The sequence below is a fragment of the Actinoplanes sp. NPDC051411 genome, from assembly GCF_040682075.1.
Lineage (GTDB): Bacteria > Actinomycetota > Actinomycetes > Mycobacteriales > Micromonosporaceae > Actinoplanes.
In genome coordinates this window covers 1-16,525 of sequence record NZ_JBFBAD010000018.1, presented here as the reverse complement: position 1 = coordinate 16,525, position 16,525 = coordinate 1, and the positions used below count along the sequence as shown (strand labels likewise).

The 16,525-nt window shown below is 71.0% G+C and carries 17 protein-coding genes; 7 read left to right on the top strand and 10 right to left on the bottom strand.

Annotation, left to right across the window (positions count from 1 at the left end):
- Positions 1–30: 30 nt before the first annotated feature.
- From AB0M88_RS12630 to pdxH, 6 genes are all read right to left on the bottom strand, one after another.
- The gene (locus tag AB0M88_RS12630; RefSeq protein ID WP_364099765.1) at positions 31–1,203 is read right to left on the bottom strand and encodes an acyl-CoA dehydrogenase family protein; all 1,173 of its coding nucleotides are present in this window, start codon (positions 1,201–1,203) and stop codon (positions 31–33) included.
- A 2-nt stretch (positions 1,204–1,205) separates the two neighbouring features.
- Complete coding sequence (locus AB0M88_RS12625) at positions 1,206–1,502, bottom strand: type II toxin-antitoxin system VapB family antitoxin (protein WP_364099762.1); 297 nt, start codon at positions 1,500–1,502, stop codon at positions 1,206–1,208.
- Between the two features lie 62 nt (positions 1,503–1,564).
- Positions 1,565–2,209, bottom strand: coding sequence for a nitroreductase family protein (locus AB0M88_RS12620; protein WP_364099759.1), 645 nt, complete (start codon positions 2,207–2,209; stop codon positions 1,565–1,567).
- Positions 2,209–3,129 carry an aldose 1-epimerase family protein gene (locus AB0M88_RS12615; RefSeq protein ID WP_364099756.1) on the bottom strand — a complete coding sequence of 307 codons (921 nt, stop codon included), beginning with the start codon at positions 3,127–3,129 and terminating at the stop codon, positions 2,209–2,211. Before AB0M88_RS12615 ends, AB0M88_RS12620 begins: the two co-directional genes overlap by 1 nt.
- Before the next feature lie 53 nt (positions 3,130–3,182).
- Positions 3,183–4,421, bottom strand: coding sequence for an MFS transporter (locus AB0M88_RS12610; protein WP_364099998.1), 1,239 nt, complete (start codon positions 4,419–4,421; stop codon positions 3,183–3,185).
- Between the two features lie 65 nt (positions 4,422–4,486).
- On the bottom strand, positions 4,487–5,143 hold the full coding sequence (gene pdxH / locus AB0M88_RS12605) for a pyridoxamine 5'-phosphate oxidase (RefSeq protein ID WP_364099753.1): 657 nt from the start codon (positions 5,141–5,143) through the stop codon (positions 4,487–4,489).
- A gap of 162 nt (positions 5,144–5,305) precedes the next feature.
- Between pdxH and AB0M88_RS12600 the strand changes: the two genes are divergently transcribed.
- The 3 genes from AB0M88_RS12600 (at position 5,306) to sepH (ending at position 8,916) form a co-directional block, all read left to right on the top strand.
- On the top strand, positions 5,306–6,418 hold the full coding sequence (locus AB0M88_RS12600) for a citrate synthase 2 (RefSeq protein WP_364099750.1): 1,113 nt from the start codon (positions 5,306–5,308) through the stop codon (positions 6,416–6,418).
- The gene (gene serC / locus AB0M88_RS12595; protein ID WP_364099748.1) at positions 6,415–7,533 is read left to right on the top strand and encodes a phosphoserine transaminase; all 1,119 of its coding nucleotides are present in this window, start codon (positions 6,415–6,417) and stop codon (positions 7,531–7,533) included. Before AB0M88_RS12600 ends, serC begins: the two co-directional genes overlap by 4 nt.
- 273 nt (positions 7,534–7,806) lie before the next feature.
- Positions 7,807–8,916, top strand: a complete 1,110-nt coding sequence (gene sepH, locus AB0M88_RS12590) for a septation protein SepH (protein WP_364099745.1) — start codon at positions 7,807–7,809, stop codon at positions 8,914–8,916.
- A gap of 23 nt (positions 8,917–8,939) precedes the next feature.
- On the opposite strand, the gene AB0M88_RS12585 is transcribed toward sepH, so the two are convergent.
- The 3 genes from AB0M88_RS12585 to AB0M88_RS12575 form a co-directional block, all read right to left on the bottom strand.
- Positions 8,940–9,389, bottom strand: a complete 450-nt coding sequence (locus tag AB0M88_RS12585) for a hypothetical protein (RefSeq protein WP_364099742.1) — start codon at positions 9,387–9,389, stop codon at positions 8,940–8,942.
- Positions 9,390–9,518: 129 nt separating this feature from the next.
- The gene (locus AB0M88_RS12580) at positions 9,519–10,859 is read right to left on the bottom strand and encodes an MFS transporter (RefSeq protein WP_364099739.1); all 1,341 of its coding nucleotides are present in this window, start codon (positions 10,857–10,859) and stop codon (positions 9,519–9,521) included.
- Between the two features lie 62 nt (positions 10,860–10,921).
- Positions 10,922–11,365, bottom strand: a complete 444-nt coding sequence (locus AB0M88_RS12575) for a MarR family transcriptional regulator (protein WP_364099995.1) — start codon at positions 11,363–11,365, stop codon at positions 10,922–10,924.
- A 113-nt stretch (positions 11,366–11,478) separates the two neighbouring features.
- On the opposite strand from AB0M88_RS12575, the gene AB0M88_RS12570 reads away from it, so the two are divergent.
- Positions 11,479–11,730 (top strand): DUF2530 domain-containing protein, encoded by a 252-nt coding sequence (locus tag AB0M88_RS12570; protein WP_364099736.1) that lies wholly within the window; start codon positions 11,479–11,481, stop codon positions 11,728–11,730.
- Here the strand turns inward: AB0M88_RS12570 and AB0M88_RS12565 are convergent.
- The gene (locus AB0M88_RS12565; RefSeq protein WP_364099733.1) at positions 11,727–12,548 is read right to left on the bottom strand and encodes a DUF3027 domain-containing protein; all 822 of its coding nucleotides are present in this window, start codon (positions 12,546–12,548) and stop codon (positions 11,727–11,729) included. The two genes, AB0M88_RS12570 and AB0M88_RS12565, sit on opposite strands and share 4 nt — an antisense overlap.
- A gap of 103 nt (positions 12,549–12,651) precedes the next feature.
- Here AB0M88_RS12565 and AB0M88_RS12560 point away from each other — a divergent pair, with 103 nt between their 5' ends.
- From AB0M88_RS12560 to AB0M88_RS12550, 3 genes are all read left to right on the top strand, one after another.
- Complete coding sequence (locus tag AB0M88_RS12560) at positions 12,652–14,829, top strand: MFS transporter (RefSeq protein WP_364099730.1); 2,178 nt, start codon at positions 12,652–12,654, stop codon at positions 14,827–14,829.
- A 155-nt stretch (positions 14,830–14,984) separates the two neighbouring features.
- Positions 14,985–15,611, top strand: a complete 627-nt coding sequence (locus AB0M88_RS12555) for a futalosine hydrolase (protein WP_364099727.1) — start codon at positions 14,985–14,987, stop codon at positions 15,609–15,611.
- 71 nt (positions 15,612–15,682) lie between these two features.
- Positions 15,683–16,495 (top strand): 1,4-dihydroxy-6-naphthoate synthase, encoded by an 813-nt coding sequence (locus tag AB0M88_RS12550; RefSeq protein WP_364099724.1) that lies wholly within the window; start codon positions 15,683–15,685, stop codon positions 16,493–16,495.
- Positions 16,496–16,525 lie beyond the last annotated feature (30 nt).

Genomic DNA, 16,525 nt, shown 5'->3' with positions numbered 1-16,525 from the left:
GTAGAAGACGGGTACGACAATTTCGACTTGTCAGCCGGCGAAAGCGTTCAAACCTGTCAATTTCTGGCCGATCACCAGCTGATGGATCTCGGATGTTCCCTCGTACGTGAGGACGCTCTCGAGGTTGTTCGCATGCCGCATGACCGGGTATTCGCCGCTGATGCCGTTGCCGCCGAGGATCGTGCGGCAGGTGCGGGCGATCGCGATGGCCTCGCGCACGTTGTTGAGCTTGCCCACGCTGACCTGCTCGGGCCGCAGCGCGCCCGCGGTGTCGCGCAACCGGCCCAGGTGGAGCGCCAGCAGCATGCCCTTCTGCAGTTCGAGGGCCATGTCGGCGAGCTTGGCCTGGGTGAGCTGGAAGCCGGCGATCGGGCGGTCGAACTGCTCACGCGTGGTCGCGTACGCAATGGCCGTGTCGAGGCAGTCGCGCGCCGCGCCCATCGCGCCCCAGATGATGCCGAACCGGGCCTCGGTGAGGCACGAGAGCGGCGCCTTGAGCCCGGCCGCGCCCGGAAGCCGCGCCGAAGCGGGCAGGCGCACGTCGTCGAGGCTGATCTCGCCGGTGCTCGACGCGCGGAGCGACATCTTGTGCTTGATCTCGCGGGCCTGGAAGCCCGGGGTGTCGGTCGGCACGGCGAAGCCGACCACGCCGTCCTCACTGAGAGCCCAGATCACCGCGACGTCGGCGACCGGCGCGTTGGTGATCCACATCTTGCCGCCGTTGAGCACCCAGTCGCCGCCGTCGCGACGGGCCCGGGTCGACATGTTGGCCGGGTCGGAGCCGTGGTCGGGCTCGGTCAGGCCGAAACAGCCGATCAGCTCGCCGGCCGCCATGCCGGGCAGCCAGCGCTGTTTCTGCTCCTCGGAGCCGTACTTCCAGATCGCGTACATCGCGAGTGAGCCCTGGACGCTGACCAGCGAGCGGACGCCGGAGTCGGCCGCCTCGAGCTCGTGACAGGCCAGGCCATAGGCGACCGCGGACGCCCCGGCGCAGCCGTAACCCTCCAGGTGCATGCCGAGCAGGCCGAGCTTGCCGAATTCCAACGCCAGATCGCGGACCGGGACCTGACCCTCCTCGTACCACGTAGCGACGAACGGGCGGACCCGGTCGTCGGCGACCCGGCGGGTGAGCGCGCGGATGTCGCGCTCCTCGTCGGAGAGCAGCGTGTCGAAGTCGATCACGTCAAGCGGGGAGGTCACCATGTCTAGCCCTCCACGAGCAGAACCCGGGCGTGGATCTGATTGCGCTGCTGAAGCGCGGCCCGCAGCGCGCGGTGCAGGCCGTCTTCGAGATAGAGCGCGCCCTGATATTCCACGACGTGCGGGAAGAGGTCGCCGTAGAAGGTCGAATCCTCGGCCAGCAGCTTGTCGAGGGCGAGCTCACGCTTCGTGGTGATCAGGTCGGCCAGGCGGATCGGCCGGGGCGGGATCTCGGCCCACGCCTTCAGCGTGGTGTTGTGATCAGGATATGGGGCTCCGTCTCGGACCGCTTTGAAGATCACGGCGGCTGCCCCCTCCCAGATCGGTCCCGCTGCCTGCGGGTGCCAGCCTAGTCTTGCTCCGGTCACCCCTCATCGGTCGGCGACGGTGATCCCGATGCGACCCATCGGCCATGATGCACCACATCGTCCACCGGGCGATGCCCGCGCTTCAGTGACGGTGACCTCTTGTCGTCCGCTCGATACCCCACGGTCAGAACGCCAATCGGCGAAAATTCCTCCGGTACGCCGAACGCCTCCTTGAAATCGGGGATCGTCACCGGCGGCAGCCCGATGAAGCACGACCCGAGCCCCTCGTTGACCGCGGTCAGGTGCATCAACAGCGCGGCGAAGCCGGTGTCGATGTCCCAGTAAGGCACGGGCCAGCGGGCTTCGTCCCGATCGGTCCAGCCCTTGTCGGGCTGGGCGTATCGATCCAGGTAGACCGACTTGTTGGAGAGACAGACCACGACCAGCGGCGCGGTGCGGATGCGCTCCAGCCACTCCCCGCGCCAGTCCTCCTCGGCCTTGCCCCCGGTGGTGACGGCCCAGTAGAGGTCGCGGTCGGCCTGCTCGGTGAGGACCAGGAAGCTCCAGCCCTGGGCGAAACCGGCCGACGGCGCCCGGAGTCCGTGGTTGACGATCTTGTCGACCAGCTCGGGGGCGACCGGGCGGTCCGGGTCGTAGCGCCGGATCATCCGGCGGCGCCGTACTACCTCGTCGAACTCCATCAGGGCCGGATTCCCCAGGAGGCGGTCCAGGTCTCGCCCGGCTGGAGGGTGATCAGGTCGCGGCCGGTGCGGAACGCGTCGGGCGGGCAGGTCATCGGCTCGATCGCGACCGACCGGCGGAACCGCTCGCCGTGCAGGGTGTCGCCGGAGAAGACCTGCCAGTACTTGAACTTGTCGTCGGCCCAGACCGTGACCTTGGCGGCCGAACCGGGGTCGGCGATGCTCACCTCGGTGATGCCGTCGGCGCCGTGCTCGATCTCGCCGAAGGTGGTGTCGAGGATCTGGATGCCGATGCGCCGGGGCTCGGTGTAGTCGTAGTCGGTGCCGGCGACCTTGACCGCGCCGATCGGCAGCAGCCGGGCGTCGGCCACGATGCGGGTCTGGCCGGGCACGTGCAGCAACGTGTCGTCGACCGAGACGCCGGGAAGCTGCAGGTAGGGGTGGACCGAGTAACCCCAGGGGGCGGTGGTGCCGCTGTTGTTGACGACCTCCTGGTCGCAGCGCAGACCGTCGGCCGAGACCGACCAGCGGGTGCGCAGCCGCAGCCACCACGGGTAACCGACCTGGGCCGGCACCTCGACCTCGAGGGTCACCGCGTCGGCCGACTGCTCGACCGCGCTCCACCGGGCCCAGTTGACCAGGCCGTGGATCGCGTTGTGCCGGGCCGGCTCGGTCAGCGGCAGCTGATAGGTCTGGCCGTCGAACACGTAGTGCCCGTCGCGGATCCGGTTGGGCCAGGGCGCCAGGATCTGCCCGGCCGACGCCGGCGACAGCTCCTCGGCCGAGAACCCGTCGAGGACCTCGGTGTCGCCGACCGAGTAGTGGCGCAGCGCGCCACCGACCTCCACGACGACGGCGCGATGGCCGTCCGCCTCGATCGACCACTGCGTTCCGGATTTCGCGGCTACCACGCTCGTCATGAGGTGGACATTATCGGTTCGACCGGGGCCGCGAGCCGGGCGTAGGGAAGGTCTCACCTGTCGGCCGCCGGGGGCCGGTAGCGGATCAGGGCCGGGAACACCGCGGCCAGCACGACGGCCAGGCCGGCGGCGACGAAGCCGCCCCCGGCCCAGGACGCGGTCGGGCCGGTGAAGGACGCCGTGGCGCCGGCCCGCAGATCGCCGAGCCGGGGACCGCCGGCGACCACGACCGTGAACACGCCCTGGAGGCGGCCGCGGAGCTGGTCGGGCGCGAAGACCTGCAGGATCGACTGCCGGTAGACGGCGCTGACCAGGTCGGCCGCGCCACCGACCGCGAGCAGCAGCATCGCCAGCCACAGCTGGTGGGCGAAACCGCTGAACGCGATCGCGATGCCCCAGCCGACCACCGCGCCGACCAGGGCGACGCCCTGCCGCTTCACCCGGCCGATCCAGCCCGAGAAGATGCCGCCGATCACCGAGCCGATCGCGATCGCGCTGAACAGCAGGCCGACCGCCGAGCTGCTGTGGAACCGGTCGGCCGCCACCTCGGGGAAGAGCGCCCGGGGCATCGCGAAGACCATGGCGATGATGTCGACCCCGAAGGAGAGCAGCAGCACCGGCTGGGTGACCAGGAACTTCAGGCCCCCGATGACGCCGCTCAGACCGGCCGTCGGCCGTTTCATGCCCGCCACGTGCTCGACCGGCGGGATCGGCGGCAGCTTCCAGGTCGCCCAGAACGAGACCGTGAACAGCGCGGCGTCGACCAGGTAGGCCGTGGTGACGCCGGAGTTGGTCGACCAGACGCCGAAGATCAGCCCGGCGGCCAGGGGTCCGAGCACCCCGCCCGCGGTCGTGGTCGTATAGCTGAGCGTGTTGGCCGACGGCACCAGGGACGCGGGCACGATGCGCGGGATGATCGCCTGGCGGGCCGGCGAGCTGACCGCGAAGCCGGCCGACTGCACCGCGGTGAGGCCGAGCAGGAGATAGCCGCTGTGTGCGCCGACCAGCGCCTGGATCAGCAGGCCGACGGTCGACAGCCAGGCCAGGGTCGAGCTGGCGAGCAGCAGCTTGCGCCGGTCGACCACGTCGGCCGCGGCGCCGCCCCACAGCCCGAAGATCAGCAGCGGGACCAGGCCGGCGATGCCGATCAGGCCGACCCAGGCCGACGAGCGCGTGATGGCGAACATCTGCACCGGCACGGCGACCGAGGTGAACTGGAAGCCGAAGTACGAGACGCCGTTGCCGAGCCACAGCCGGCGGTACGCCGTGACCTTCAACGGCCGGATGTCCATCAGAGCGGATTTGTGCTGCGCGTGTTCCTCGACGACCTTCTCGGTCGATTCGACGGACTCCTGGCTCAAGGGGCCAGCCTCTCCACGATCCAGCCCCGTTCCTCGGTGCGCCGGTAGCGCAGCCGGTCGTGCAGCCGGTTGCCGCGGCCCTGCCAGAACTCCACGGTCTCCGGGAGCACCCGGAAACCACCCCAGTGCGGCGGCGCCGGAACCGGCCCGTCGCCGAACCGCTCGACCGCCGCGGCCAGGCCGGCCTCGACCGCCGCCCGGTCGGGCAGCACCCGCGACTGCGGGCTGGCCCAGGCGCCGAGCTGGGAGCCGCGCGGCCGGGAAGCGAAATAAGCCTCGGTCTCGGCCCGGGTCACCCGCTCGACCGGCCCGCCCACCAGCACCTGACGCTGCATGGGAAACCAGGGAAAAACCAGGCTCGCGTACGCGTTGGCGGCAAGCTCGCCGCCCTTGCGCGACTCGTAGTTGGTGTAGAAGGCGAATCCGCGCGCGTCGTACTCCTTGAGCAGGACCGTACGCGCGGAAGGGCGACCGGAAGGGTCGGCCGTCGCCACCACCATGGCATTGGGTTCCGGCAGGCCGAAGGCCGCCGCGTCGGCGAACCAGACCGCGAACTGGGCTGTCCAGTCGGCGGCCAGATCGGTCTCGAGCAGGGCCTCCTGCCGCGCATAATCGCGGCGCATCCCTGCGGGTGAGGGGGGTTGCAGACTCACCACGCTCCTAGCTGACTCTCGACATCACCGTAAGTCGCCCCGGTCCGTCCGTCAGGTCGGTCAGGATGGGTGTCGCGGAGAGCACACCGTGCGACCTCGACCACCCGGTACCCGACGGGGAAGATGAAACACTTATCGGATTTAGCCGCAGCAGGGAGCGTCGTGACCGATTTCAAGCCGGGCCTCGAGGGCGTGATCGCGTTCGAGACCGAGATCGCGGAACCCGACAAGGCCGGTGGCTCGCTGCGCTACCGGGGCGTCGACATCGAGGACCTGATCGGCCAGGTCTCCTTCGGCGACGTCTGGGGCCTGCTGGTCGACGGCCGGTTCGGCACCGGGCTGCCGCCCGCCGAGCCGTTCCCGGTGCCGGTGCACTCGGGCGACATCCGGGTCGACGTGCAGTCGGCGGTCGCCATGCTGGCGCCCTACTGGGGCCTGTCCCAGCTTCTCGACATCGACGACGCGCAGACGCGCCGCGACCTGGCCCGGGTCTCGGTGACCGCGCTGTCGTTCATCGCCCAGGCGGCCCGCGGGCTCGGGCTGCCGGCGGTGCCCCAGAAGGACATCGACAAGGCCGGGACGATCGTCGAGCGGTTCATGCGGCGGTGGCGGGGCGATCCCGACCCGCGGCACGTCAAGGCCGTCGACGCCTACTTCATCTCGGCCGCCGAGCACGGCATGAACGCGTCCACCTTCACCGCCCGGGTCGTCGCCTCGACCGGCGCCGACGTGGCGGCCTGCATCTCGTCCGGCATCGGCGCGCTCTCCGGCCCGCTGCACGGCGGGGCGCCGTCGCGGGTGCTGCACATGATCGAGGCGGTCGAGCGCAGCGGCGACGCGGAGGGCTACGTCCGGGGTGTCCTCGACCGCGGCGAGCGGCTGATGGGCTTCGGCCACCGGGTCTACCGCGCCGAGGACCCGCGGGCCCGTGTGCTCCGGCGCACCGCCCGCGATCTGGGCGCGCCCCGGTTCGAGGTCGCCGAGGCGCTGGAGCGGGCCGCGCTGGCCGAGCTGCAGGCCCGCAAGCCCGACCGCGTGCTCGCCACCAACGTGGAGTTCTGGTCGGCGGTCGTGCTCGACTTCGCCGAGGTGCCGGCCCACATGTTCACCTCGATGTTCACCTGCGCCCGGGTCGCCGGCTGGAGCGCGCACATCCTCGAGCAGAAGCGTCTGGGCCGCATCGTGCGCCCGAGCGCCCGCTATGTGGGACCCAACTCCCGCAAGCCGCAGGACGTGGATGGCTGGAACGGTCTCGCCCATAATGGGTCGCTGTGACTGACATCCGGATTCCCGACGAAATCAAACCGGTCGATGGACGGTTCGGCTCCGGGCCGAGCAAGGTCCGCCCCGAGGGCGTCGAGGCGCTGTCCGCGGTGTCACGGACGTTCATGGGCACCTCGCACCGACAGCGCACGGTCAAGGATCAGGTCGCCCGCCTGCGCCGCGGCCTGGCCACGTTCTTCACCCTCCCGGACGGCTATGAGGTGATCCTGGCCAACGGCGGCACCAGCGCGTTCTGGGAGGTCGCCACGTTCGGGCTGATCCGCGACCGGGCCCAGTTCGCCGAGTTCGGCGAGTTCGGGGCGAAGTTCGCCAAGGCCGCCAAGGACGCGCCGTTCCTCAGCGACCCGACCGTGCACAAGGCACCGGGCGGCCAGGCGGCGTTCCTGACCGCCGAGGCCGGCGTCGACACGTACGCGTCGGTCCACAACGAGACCTCGACCGGCGTGGCCGTCCCGGTGCGCCGGGTGGCCGGGGCCGACGAGGGCTCGCTGCTGCTGACCGACGCGACCTCGGGCGGTGGCAGCCTCGAGGTCGACCTGCGCGAGACCGACGTCTATTACCTGGCCCCGCAGAAGGCGCTGGGCTCGGACGGCGGCATCTGGCTGGCGCTCATGTCGCCGGCCGCGATCGAGCGGGCGTTCGAGATCAAGGCGACCGGGCGCTACATCCCGCAGTTCCTCGACCTGGTCACGGCCATCGAGCAGTCCCGGCTCGAGCAGACATACAACACGCCGGCGCTGGCCACCGTCTTCCTCGCCGCCGAGCAGGTCGACTGGATGAACGCGCAGGGCGGCCTGGCCTGGGCGGCCAAGCGGTCGGCGGAGAGCGCGGCCGCGATCTACGGCTGGGCCGACCGCAGCTCCTATGCCACCCCGTTCGTGACCGATCCGGCACTGCGGTCCAACGCGGTCGCGACGATCGACTTCGCCGAGAGCGTCGACGCGGCCGCGGTGGCCAAGGTGCTGCGGGCCAACGGCGTCGTGGACACCGAGCCCTACCGCAAGCTGGGGCGTAATCAGCTGCGGGTGGCGCTCTACCCGACCGTCGACCCGGCCGACGTGACGGCCCTGACCGAGTGCGTCGACTACGTCGCCGAGCGGCTCTGAGTCGCCGACCACCACCGCGAGAGGCGCGCTACGGCCCGGGCCCGGCAGTTCGTCGCGTCGACGACGCCGGGCGCGCGCCGCTTGCGGTTGGGGCGCTTCACGCGGCGTACGTCTTGGGGTTCTGAGGTTTTAAGATCATCTTGGCTGCTCAGTGAATTAATAGACGGCGCGCCTACCTCCATTGGGTGATCGGGACGCGTAGCGTGTTCCGAAACGCGCCCGGGTGGCTGACTCTCGGGAGCACAGGCCAACGCGACGGGACGGAGGCAACGCATGCGGCCGGTACGCTTCGTCGCCCTCTCCGAGGACGGTCAGGCTCTGGTGCTCGCCGACGAGGTGGGTCGCCTTCTGGCACTTCCTCTCGACGACCGGATCAACGGCGCGCTCACTCAGGAGACGCATCCCCCGCACTCCGGTGGTTCGCTGGCCACGATGGCGCCCGACGTGATCCCGTCGCTGTCGCCGCGTGACATCCAGGCCCGCATCCGCTCCGGCGAGTCGGCCGAAGACGTCGCCCGCGTCGCCGGTGTCCCGGTCGACCGCGTGCTGCGCTATGCCGGCCCGGTGCTGCAGGAGCGGGCCATGCTCGCCCAGCACGCCCGCCGCACCCGCCTCAAGACGTCGGACTCCGGCGCGCCGCTGGCCGAGGTGGTCGACGGCCGCCTGGCCCAGCACGGCATCGACGCCGAGAAGATCTCGTGGGACGCGTTCCGCCGCGAGGACGGCACGTGGCGCATCGTCGCCACCTGGCCGTCCGGCAAGGCGACCGCCCAGGCGATCTGGGATCTCGACAAGGGCCGCCAGGTCGTCTCGCCGCACGACGACATGGCGCAATATCTCTGCGCCGAGCGTCCGACCCAGATTCTTGGCCAGGACCCGGTGCCCGAGCGTGGCTTCGGTGGCGACCGGGGCTTCGGCGCCGACCGCGGCCACGGCCTGCCCGGCCCGGCCCGCGGCAACGAGTCCGCTCGTGGTGGCCACGGGCTGCCGGCGGCCGAGACGACGTCGGCGCCGCGCTCGGTCCGTGATCCGATCCGGTCCGGCCGTGACGCCCTGCTCGCCTCACTCGACCGCCCGCTGAGCAGTCCCGGGCTGGGCCAGACCGCCGGCCGCGGCCTTGACTCCGGCCCGTCCGAAAACCGGCGCCCGGTCGCCGGTGGCGCCGCGGCGCTGCTCGGCGGGGGTTCCGGTTCGGCCTTCGACGACGACGCCGACCTGCCCAAGGAGGTGCCGGCCGTGCCGTCGCTGGCGGTCCTGCGGCCGCGGCGCACCGTCGGGCAAAATCAGCCGGGCGAGGCCGACGAGACCAAGCCGCGCAAGCGGCTGCCGAGCTGGGACGATGTGTTGTTCGGCGGCGGCCCGGCGGCTCGCGAGTCTTCCTGACTTCTATCGAGGCGGCCTGACTTTTATCGGAGCGGCACGCCTGCGCGCTGCAAAGCGCCCTCGACCCGCACCCGCTCGATGTCGCGGTCCATGCCCTTGAGCGGCTTCAGATGCTCAGGCACGCCGACACATCGGCAGGCCCGGCAGAGCCCGTCGTCGTAGGCCCGCAGCACGGCCTCCAGCCACCGCTCCGACTCGAGGGTCGGGCCGCCGCGGCGCTGCCGGTCGAGGCGGCGCAGCTCGCGGGCGATGTCGTCGATCGTCTGGGCGGGAGCGTCGTCGAGCCGGTCGCCGCACTGCTGCATGGCCCGGTCGAGTTCGTGGAGGGCCTGCGTCTCCTCCAGCGGCCGGCGGGCCCACTCGCGGCGGCGCAGGAAGGCCTCGTCGGCGCCGCGCAAAGCGATCAGAGCGCACGGGAGAGCGAGCAGCGCCACGGCCGCCGCCCCCCACATCGCAGCTTGCGTCAGACCCACGGAATCGACGCTATGCCCCGGGTTCAAGTGACCGGAATACCCGTTCGGCCGACTCGATCTGCCAATCTACCTCGGCATACCTCTCCCGGGTGATCGACAGCGACCCGGCAGTCCGCTAGGTGTCAGTCTTCAGACTTTGGACGGGGTCAGGTCTTCCAGCGGGTCGGCCACGGCCGGGGTTGAGTCAAGAGCGTCGATGGATACCACCGGCCGCACCTCGAGGTGCGGCCGCGGAGAGAACCGCACCCGCAGCCGGTCCCCACTCGTACGCAACTGCCACACCAGCGCCGCGACCGCCGCGACCAGACAGACCAGTCCGGCTCCCCAGATGCTCGACGGCACACCGAACCGCTCTCCCCACCAGCCGGCCAGTGACGCCCCGATCGGCGTCGTGCCGAGGAAGACCAGCACGTAGAGGGACATCACCCGGCCCCGGTACTCGGGGCGGACGCCCATCTGCACCCGGTGGTTGGCGGCCTGGGCCAGGAAGATCGAGAAGAACCCGGTCGGCACCAGCAGCAGGGCCGCGGCCACGAACGACGGCGCGAATCCGACGATGAACTCGAGGATGCTGAACGCGATGCCGGAGAGCAGGACGACGTACACCCCCGGGCGCGCCCGCCGCAGGCTCCCGACCAGCGCCCCGCCGAGCGAGCCGGTGGCGAGGCAGGTGGTGAGGAGCCCGAACGACGACGGGCCCGCGTGGAAGTTGATCTTCGCCAGCGAGGCCAGCGTGACCGGGAAGTTGAAGCCGATCATGCCGATGACCGCCATCACCGCGATCGGCAGCAGCAGGTCGTGGCGCTTCCAGACGTACTGGAGGCCGTCCAGGATGCGGGTGTCCTTGTTGGCCGGGCGGTCGCCGCGGTAGAGGTCGGCCGGGCGCATCGCGATGTAGCTGAAGACCGGCGCGATCGCGAGCGCGGTCGCGATCAGGAAGACCGGGCCGGTGTGGAAGATCGCCAGCGCGACGCCGGCCAGGGCCGGGCCGCCGATCCGGGCGGTGTTGAAGGTCGCCGCGGAGAGTGCCAGGGCGTTCGGCAGCAGCGGCAACTCGACCAGTTCGGAGACGAAGGACTGGCGTACCGGGGTCTCGATCGCGTTGGCCACGCCGAGCAGGGCGGCGAAGAGGAAGACGTGCCAAAGTTCGACCACGCCGCTGGCGACCAGCACCGCGAAGACGACCGCGGTGACGGCGAAGACGGCGTTGGCGGCGATCAGCAGGAACCGCTTGTCGTACCGGTCGGCCAGCTTGCCGCCCCACAGGGTGAGCAGCAGCACGGGAGTGAACTGGAGGGCGGAGACGCCGCCCAGGGCGCCCGGCGAGTTGTGCGAGAGATCCAGCACCAGCCAGTCCTGTGCGGTGAACATCATCCACACACCGATCAGCTTCACCAGCTGGCCGAGGGAGAACAGCCGGTAGTTGCGGACTCTCAGGGATCGGAATGTGGTGTTCAGCACTGCCCGCACGCGGGCCTCCGTTCGGTCGTACGCGTCATCGTCGCGTGACGAAGCGCGCCGGCCGTGAGCCGTCAGGCCCGGGCGACCTGCTGCATGATCTCGGCCGCCCGGAACAGCACGTCCCGATCTTCGGGTCCCAACTGTTCCAGATGCTCGGACAGCCAGGCGTTACGCGCCAACTCGAACTGGGCGTAGATCGCCCGCCCCTCTTCGGTCGGCGCCAGGATGACCTGCCGCCCATCGGTCGGGTGCGGAGTGCGAATCACCAGCCCGCGGTCCTCCAGCTTTCCGACGATCTTGGTCATCGTCGGTGGTTGGACCCGTTCGAGATCGGCGAGCTCCCGCGGGGTCAGCGCACCGGCCAGCAGGATGCTGGTCAGGGCGGAGAGTTGACCGAAGGTGAGATCACCGACCGGGCGCGCCTGCCGAACCCGCCGGTTGAGGCGCTGAATGGCCTCGCGCAGCGTCTTGGCCAGATCGTCTGCCGTTCTGGGCTCCGACACCAGCCGCTCCATCACGATACTTAGCCTAGCTAATGAGCTAGGCTAACGACATTGAATTTGCGTATGACCGCAGTCACCGGCTGGCATTTTAGAGCCTGCGAGCGGTGATCGTTTAGTCTGACCGCGTGACTGAGCAGCGCAAGCCGCGCGTGGAGCCGCTCGACCCGCCGATGGTCCCGTTCGCCGTCGGGGGCATGGCCGGCTTCGCGGTGGCGACGCTTGTGGTGTGGCTCGCACACGGACCCGACCGATGGCTCGACATCTGCATCGCCGGGTTCTTCCTCGGCATCCCGGGCCTGATCACGATGATCGTGCACGACCGTCACCGTCGCCAGCGCCGCGCGCTGACCCACCCGGAGTTCCGCGTCACCTCTTAGCTGTGGCCGTAGTCCTCGGCCGGCTCGTCCGACTCGACCGAGCCGTGGCCGCGGCTGACCGCGACCGACTCGACCTCGCTGTCGTCGTAAACCGTCGGCAACTCGTCGACCGGCTGCTCGGAGCTGCCCAGCATCGCCTCGGAGTGCGCGCCGCAGCCGTGGTCGGCGCTGACCGCCCGGCTGTCGTCCGGGGCGTAGAGGTTGCCACAGACGCCGAACATCGACCGCATCGAGCCGGCCAGCGGAAGATAGAACCCGCAGGTGCCGCAGCGGGCGTTGCGCGGGGCGGCGGTGGAGATCGGCGCCTCGGGGCCGGAATCGCCGTCGTACCACCTCTGGGCGGTCTCGATGCGGCCCTCGCGCGACATCACCCGTGACCGGCCCAGGCCGAGCTCCCAGCTGACCTCCTCGACCGCCGGGTCGTCGCTGAGCACATAGCCCTGGGCGAGCCGATCGTCGTCGGGCGCGGTCGGCATGAGGTCGCCGACGCCCAGGTCGCCGGGCTGCAAGCGCTCGTTCCACGGCACCCAGCCGGGGGCGAGCAGCGCGTCGGGGCCGGGCAGCAGCACGGTCTCGCAGATCGTCACGTGGCGGCTGCGGGGCACCCGGGTCACGGTGACCGCCCAGCGCCAGCCGCGGTAACCCGCCAGGTGGCTCTCGAAGAAGTGGGTCACGACACGGTCGCCCTCGGCGACCGCTTCGAGGTGCTCGCCGATGTCAGCCGGATCGACTTCGGTGATCGCACCACGTGCGATCCCCACCGCATCAGCACAAACCTGGTCGAGACGGGCGGCGCGTGAGGTGGTCCTGGTCGTCACGTATCCATTGTCCCCTACTCGCACGGCCTGTCCGCACCGACTCCCCCAGATAACGGCCCCCGGGACGCGACGCGGGTCGCCTCGATCAGTCAGGATGGTTCCCATGCCGCTGCTTCCTTCGATCGGACGCACCGTCGGCACCGCGGTCAAGGCCGTGCGCATGCTGGTGCGGGGTTCGGTGCGCTCCGGCGCGTGGGCGACCCGCCGGGTCGGCTCGGCGCGCGCCCGGGGCGCCGCCAACGAGATCGGCATGATCCGGCTCTTCGACCTGCACGCGGTCTCCTGTGCCGGCGACGCGCTGATCGCGATCGGACTCGCGGGCACGATCTTCTTCAACGTGCCGCTCGGCGAGGCGCGCGGCAAGGTCGCGCTCTACCTGCTCATCACCATGGTGCCGTTCGCGCTGCTGGCCCCGGTGGTCGGCCCGCTGCTCGACCATTTCCGCCACGGCCGGCGCTATGCGCTCGCGGTCACCATGCTCGGCCGGGCGTTTCTGGCCTATGTGATCTCCGATCACCTGTTCGGCTGGGGACTCTATCCGGCGGCTTTCGGGGTGCTCGCGCTTTCCCGGGCGTACGGCGTGGCCCGCTCCGCCGCCGTGCCCCGGCTCCTCCCGGAAGGGGTCGGCCTGTCCCAGGTCGGCGCCCGGGCCAGCGTCTACGGCACCTTCGCGGGCGCGGTCGTCGCCCCGATCGGCCTGCTCGCGTTCAAGTTCGGTCCCCAGTGGCCGCTGCGCGTGTCCTCGATCATCTTCATCGTCGGCATGGTCGTCGCGCTGCGCCTGCCCCCGCGCGCCGACTCCGACCCGCCCGAGGCGGTCCCCCAGCCCTGGCGCATGATGCTGCGCCTGGGCCGCGGCGCCGACCGCCCGCTCTCCGGCAAGCTGATCGTGGCCAGCCTGATCGGCAGCGCCAGCCTGCGCCTGCTCTACGGCTTCCTCCTGCTCTTCCTCACCTTCGTCGTGGTCGGCGGCCAAATCGACACCCACGTCTTCGGCGCCGACATCGGCCACAAGGCGGCGGTCGGCGTGGTCGGCGGCGCGCTCGCGATCGGCACGTTCCTGTCCACCGCGGTCGGCACCCGCCTGCGCATCCGCCGCCCGCTCGCCCTGCAGGCGGCCGGCCTGGCCGTCACCGCCGCCGTGGCCGTGCTGGCCGCCGTCTTCTACAGCCTGCTCATGGTCGCGCTGTTCGCCCTGATCGCCTCGATCTTCAGCGGCATCGCCAAGCTGGCCATCGACGCGAGCATCCAGGAACGCATCCCCGAACGCCTGCGCGCGAGCGCCTTCGCCCACTCCGAGACGGTCCTCATGATCGCCTGGGTGGCCGGCGGCGCGATCGGCATCATCCCGCTGCCCGGCCGGGTCGGGGTCGCGCTGGGCGCGCTCCTCGCGGTCGCCGCCACCGTACGCGCGGGGATCGTCGCCGCCCGCCTCCACAACGAACGCCTGAGCGGCCGCTCCCACGAAATCGTCGAGCCCACCGACCCCGACCGCGAACCCGTCCCGGCCGCGGCCGGATCAGCCGCCGGCACCACCACCGGCTCGTCGGCCGAGCCATCGACCGCCGAGCGGCGCCGGGCCGCCCCGACCGACCCGTGGCCCGAGGCACCAACCGTGCCCGCACGCTCCCGGCCCAACACGCCGCTCCCCCGCACCGCGCCGCTCTCCGACCTCCCACCGCCCCCACCCGGCCGAGGAGCCGACCGTGCCGACCGCAGGCCGGGGTCGTCCTCGCGCGCAACCGACCGCGTGCCGACGTCGCCCGCCGGAGGAGCCGACCGTCTGCCGACGTCGCCCGCCGGAGGAGCCGACCGCCTTCCGCCACCAGGCGACCGTCTGCCGCCACCACCTGCCCGTGGGGCTGACCGACCGCCAGCACCACCAGCGCCGGCCGGCCGCGGCTCCGACCGGCCGCTCGACCCGACGCTGATCGACCCCAAGCCGGCCCGCAAGGGCTGGTTCGGCCGCCGCAAGGACAAAGCCAAGGCGCCGGAGCCGCCGACCTCCGGTCCGTCCCCGGCCGCTCCGATCCCGGACGATCCGCCGGCCCAGCCCGCGCCGACCCGGTCCGCGGCAGGCAGGTCCGCACCAGGCGGGTCCGCGCCAGGCCGGTCCTCACGAAACCAGTCCACGCCAGGCCAGCCCGATTCAGCCCAGCCCGATTCAGCGCCGGCCCAGCCCGATCCGGCCCTGGCCCCACCCGGCTTCCACGTCTATCGCCCCTCCTCGGCGGCCGAACGCTCCTCCCCCACCCCGCCCGACGATGACGAGGACTTCTGAGGTCAGTTATCCACAGGCGCCTCCGTCGTCCACAGGGGTCCCCCACGATCTTCGTTTTTCCGCGAGAATCGAAACGGGGGAGGCCCCCGGGTGGCATTTGCGGTTGATGCGACGACTGTGACAACCGCGACCAGTGCACCAAGGACGGCATCCAGATGGTTCATCCCCTGCTCGTGGTGACCGCGGTCGCCGCCGAGGCCGAAGCCGTGCGCGCGGGCGCCGACCCCGACCACGTCATCGTCGAGCCGGTCGGTGTCGGCCCCGCCGCGGCCGCCGCCAGCACCGCCCGCCTGCTCGCCACCGGCCACTACCGCGCCGTCATCAGCGCCGGCATCGCCGGTGGCTTCCCCGGCCGGGCGCCGGTCGGCGCGACCGTCATCGGCTCCCGCAGCATCGCCGCTGACCTGGGCGCCGAGTCCCCCGACGGCTTCCTGCCGATCGAGGAGCTGGGCTTCGGCCGCAGCCGCGTCGAGGCCGACCCCGCATTACGAGCAGCCCTGGCCGCCGCTCTGCCCGACGCCGTCGTCGGCGACGTGCTGACCCTGGCCACGGTGACCGGCACCGCCGCGACCGCCGAACGGCTCCGGGAGCGCTTCCCGGCCGCGGTCGCCGAGGCGATGGAGGGGTTCGGCGTGGCCGTTGCGGCCGGCGACCTTCCGTTCGCCGAGTTGCGCGCGATCTCCAATCCGGTCGGTCCGCGCGATCGTGCGGCGTGGCGGCTGAAGGAGGCGTTCGCGGCATTGTCCACAGCTTCCGGGGCTTTGTGGACAGCCTGTGGATAACCGGGGTGATGTGGGATTACAGACAGGCGCCGCTACGCGCTAATGGGCACCGACGCGTTTAGCGTGGGTGGGTGGCGCTTTCACTCGCGGTCTCCCCGTGCCCCAATGACACTTTCGTCTTCCACGCCCTTGTGCACGGGCTGATCCCTTCGGCCCCCGAGGTCAATCTGACCTTCGCCGACGTCGACGTGACCAACACGGCGGCCGAGCGGGGCGAGTTCGACCTGGTCAAGGTGAGCTATGCGGCGCTCCCCTGGTTGATGGACGACTATGAGCTGCTGCCCACCGGCGGTGCGCTCGGGCGTGGCTGCGGCCCGCTCGTGCTGGCCCGCGACGGCAAGCTCGACCTCACCGGCAAGACGGTGGCCGTCCCCGGTGACCGCACCACGGCTTATCTGCTCTTCCGCCTCTGGGCCGCCAACCAGCAGCCGAAGAAGATCGAAGTGGTCCCGTTCCACCAGATCATGCCGGGTGTGGCCGACGGGACCTATGACGCCGGCCTGGTCATCCACGAGGCCCGCTTCACCTACCAGCGCTACAACCTGGTTTCGCTGGCCGACCTCGGCGAGTGGTGGGAGGGCGACACCGGCCTGCCGATCCCGCTCGGCGCGATCCTGGCCCGGAAGGGCGTCGTCGACCCGGCCGCCGCGACCGAGTGGATCCGCACCTCGGTGAGCATGGCCTGGGCCAACCCGGCCGCGAGCCGCGACTTCATCCTGGCCAACGCGCAGGAGATGGAGCCCGACGTCGTCGACCAGCACATCCAGCTCTATGTCAACGAGTTCACGCTGGAGCTGGGCCCAGACGGACTCGCCGCCGCCGACGCCCTGCTCGGACGCGCGGCGGCGGCGAATCTGACGCCGGCCATCAAGCCGTTTATCTGATCTGAGACGGCCGGTGAGGTGGTAGTCACC

Bases quoted from the DNA above. Each gene is read 5' to 3' on its own strand.
- AB0M88_RS12630 (WP_364099765.1), bottom strand. From the start codon at position 1,203: ATGGTGACCTCCCCGCTTGACGTGATCGACTTCGACACGCTGCTCTCC.
- AB0M88_RS12620 (WP_364099759.1), bottom strand. From the start codon at position 2,209: ATGGAGTTCGACGAGGTAGTACGGCGCCGCCGGATGATCCGGCGCTAC.
- AB0M88_RS12615 (WP_364099756.1), bottom strand. From the start codon at position 3,129: ATGACGAGCGTGGTAGCCGCGAAATCCGGAACGCAGTGGTCGATCGAG.
- AB0M88_RS12610 (WP_364099998.1), bottom strand. From the start codon at position 4,421: ATGGACATCCGGCCGTTGAAGGTCACGGCGTACCGCCGGCTGTGGCTC.
- sepH (WP_364099745.1), top strand. From the start codon at position 7,807: ATGCGGCCGGTACGCTTCGTCGCCCTCTCCGAGGACGGTCAGGCTCTG.
- AB0M88_RS12575 (WP_364099995.1), bottom strand. From the start codon at position 11,365: ATGGAGCGGCTGGTGTCGGAGCCCAGAACGGCAGACGATCTGGCCAAG.
- AB0M88_RS12560 (WP_364099730.1), top strand. From the start codon at position 12,652: ATGCCGCTGCTTCCTTCGATCGGACGCACCGTCGGCACCGCGGTCAAG.
- AB0M88_RS12555 (WP_364099727.1), top strand. From the start codon at position 14,985: ATGGTTCATCCCCTGCTCGTGGTGACCGCGGTCGCCGCCGAGGCCGAA.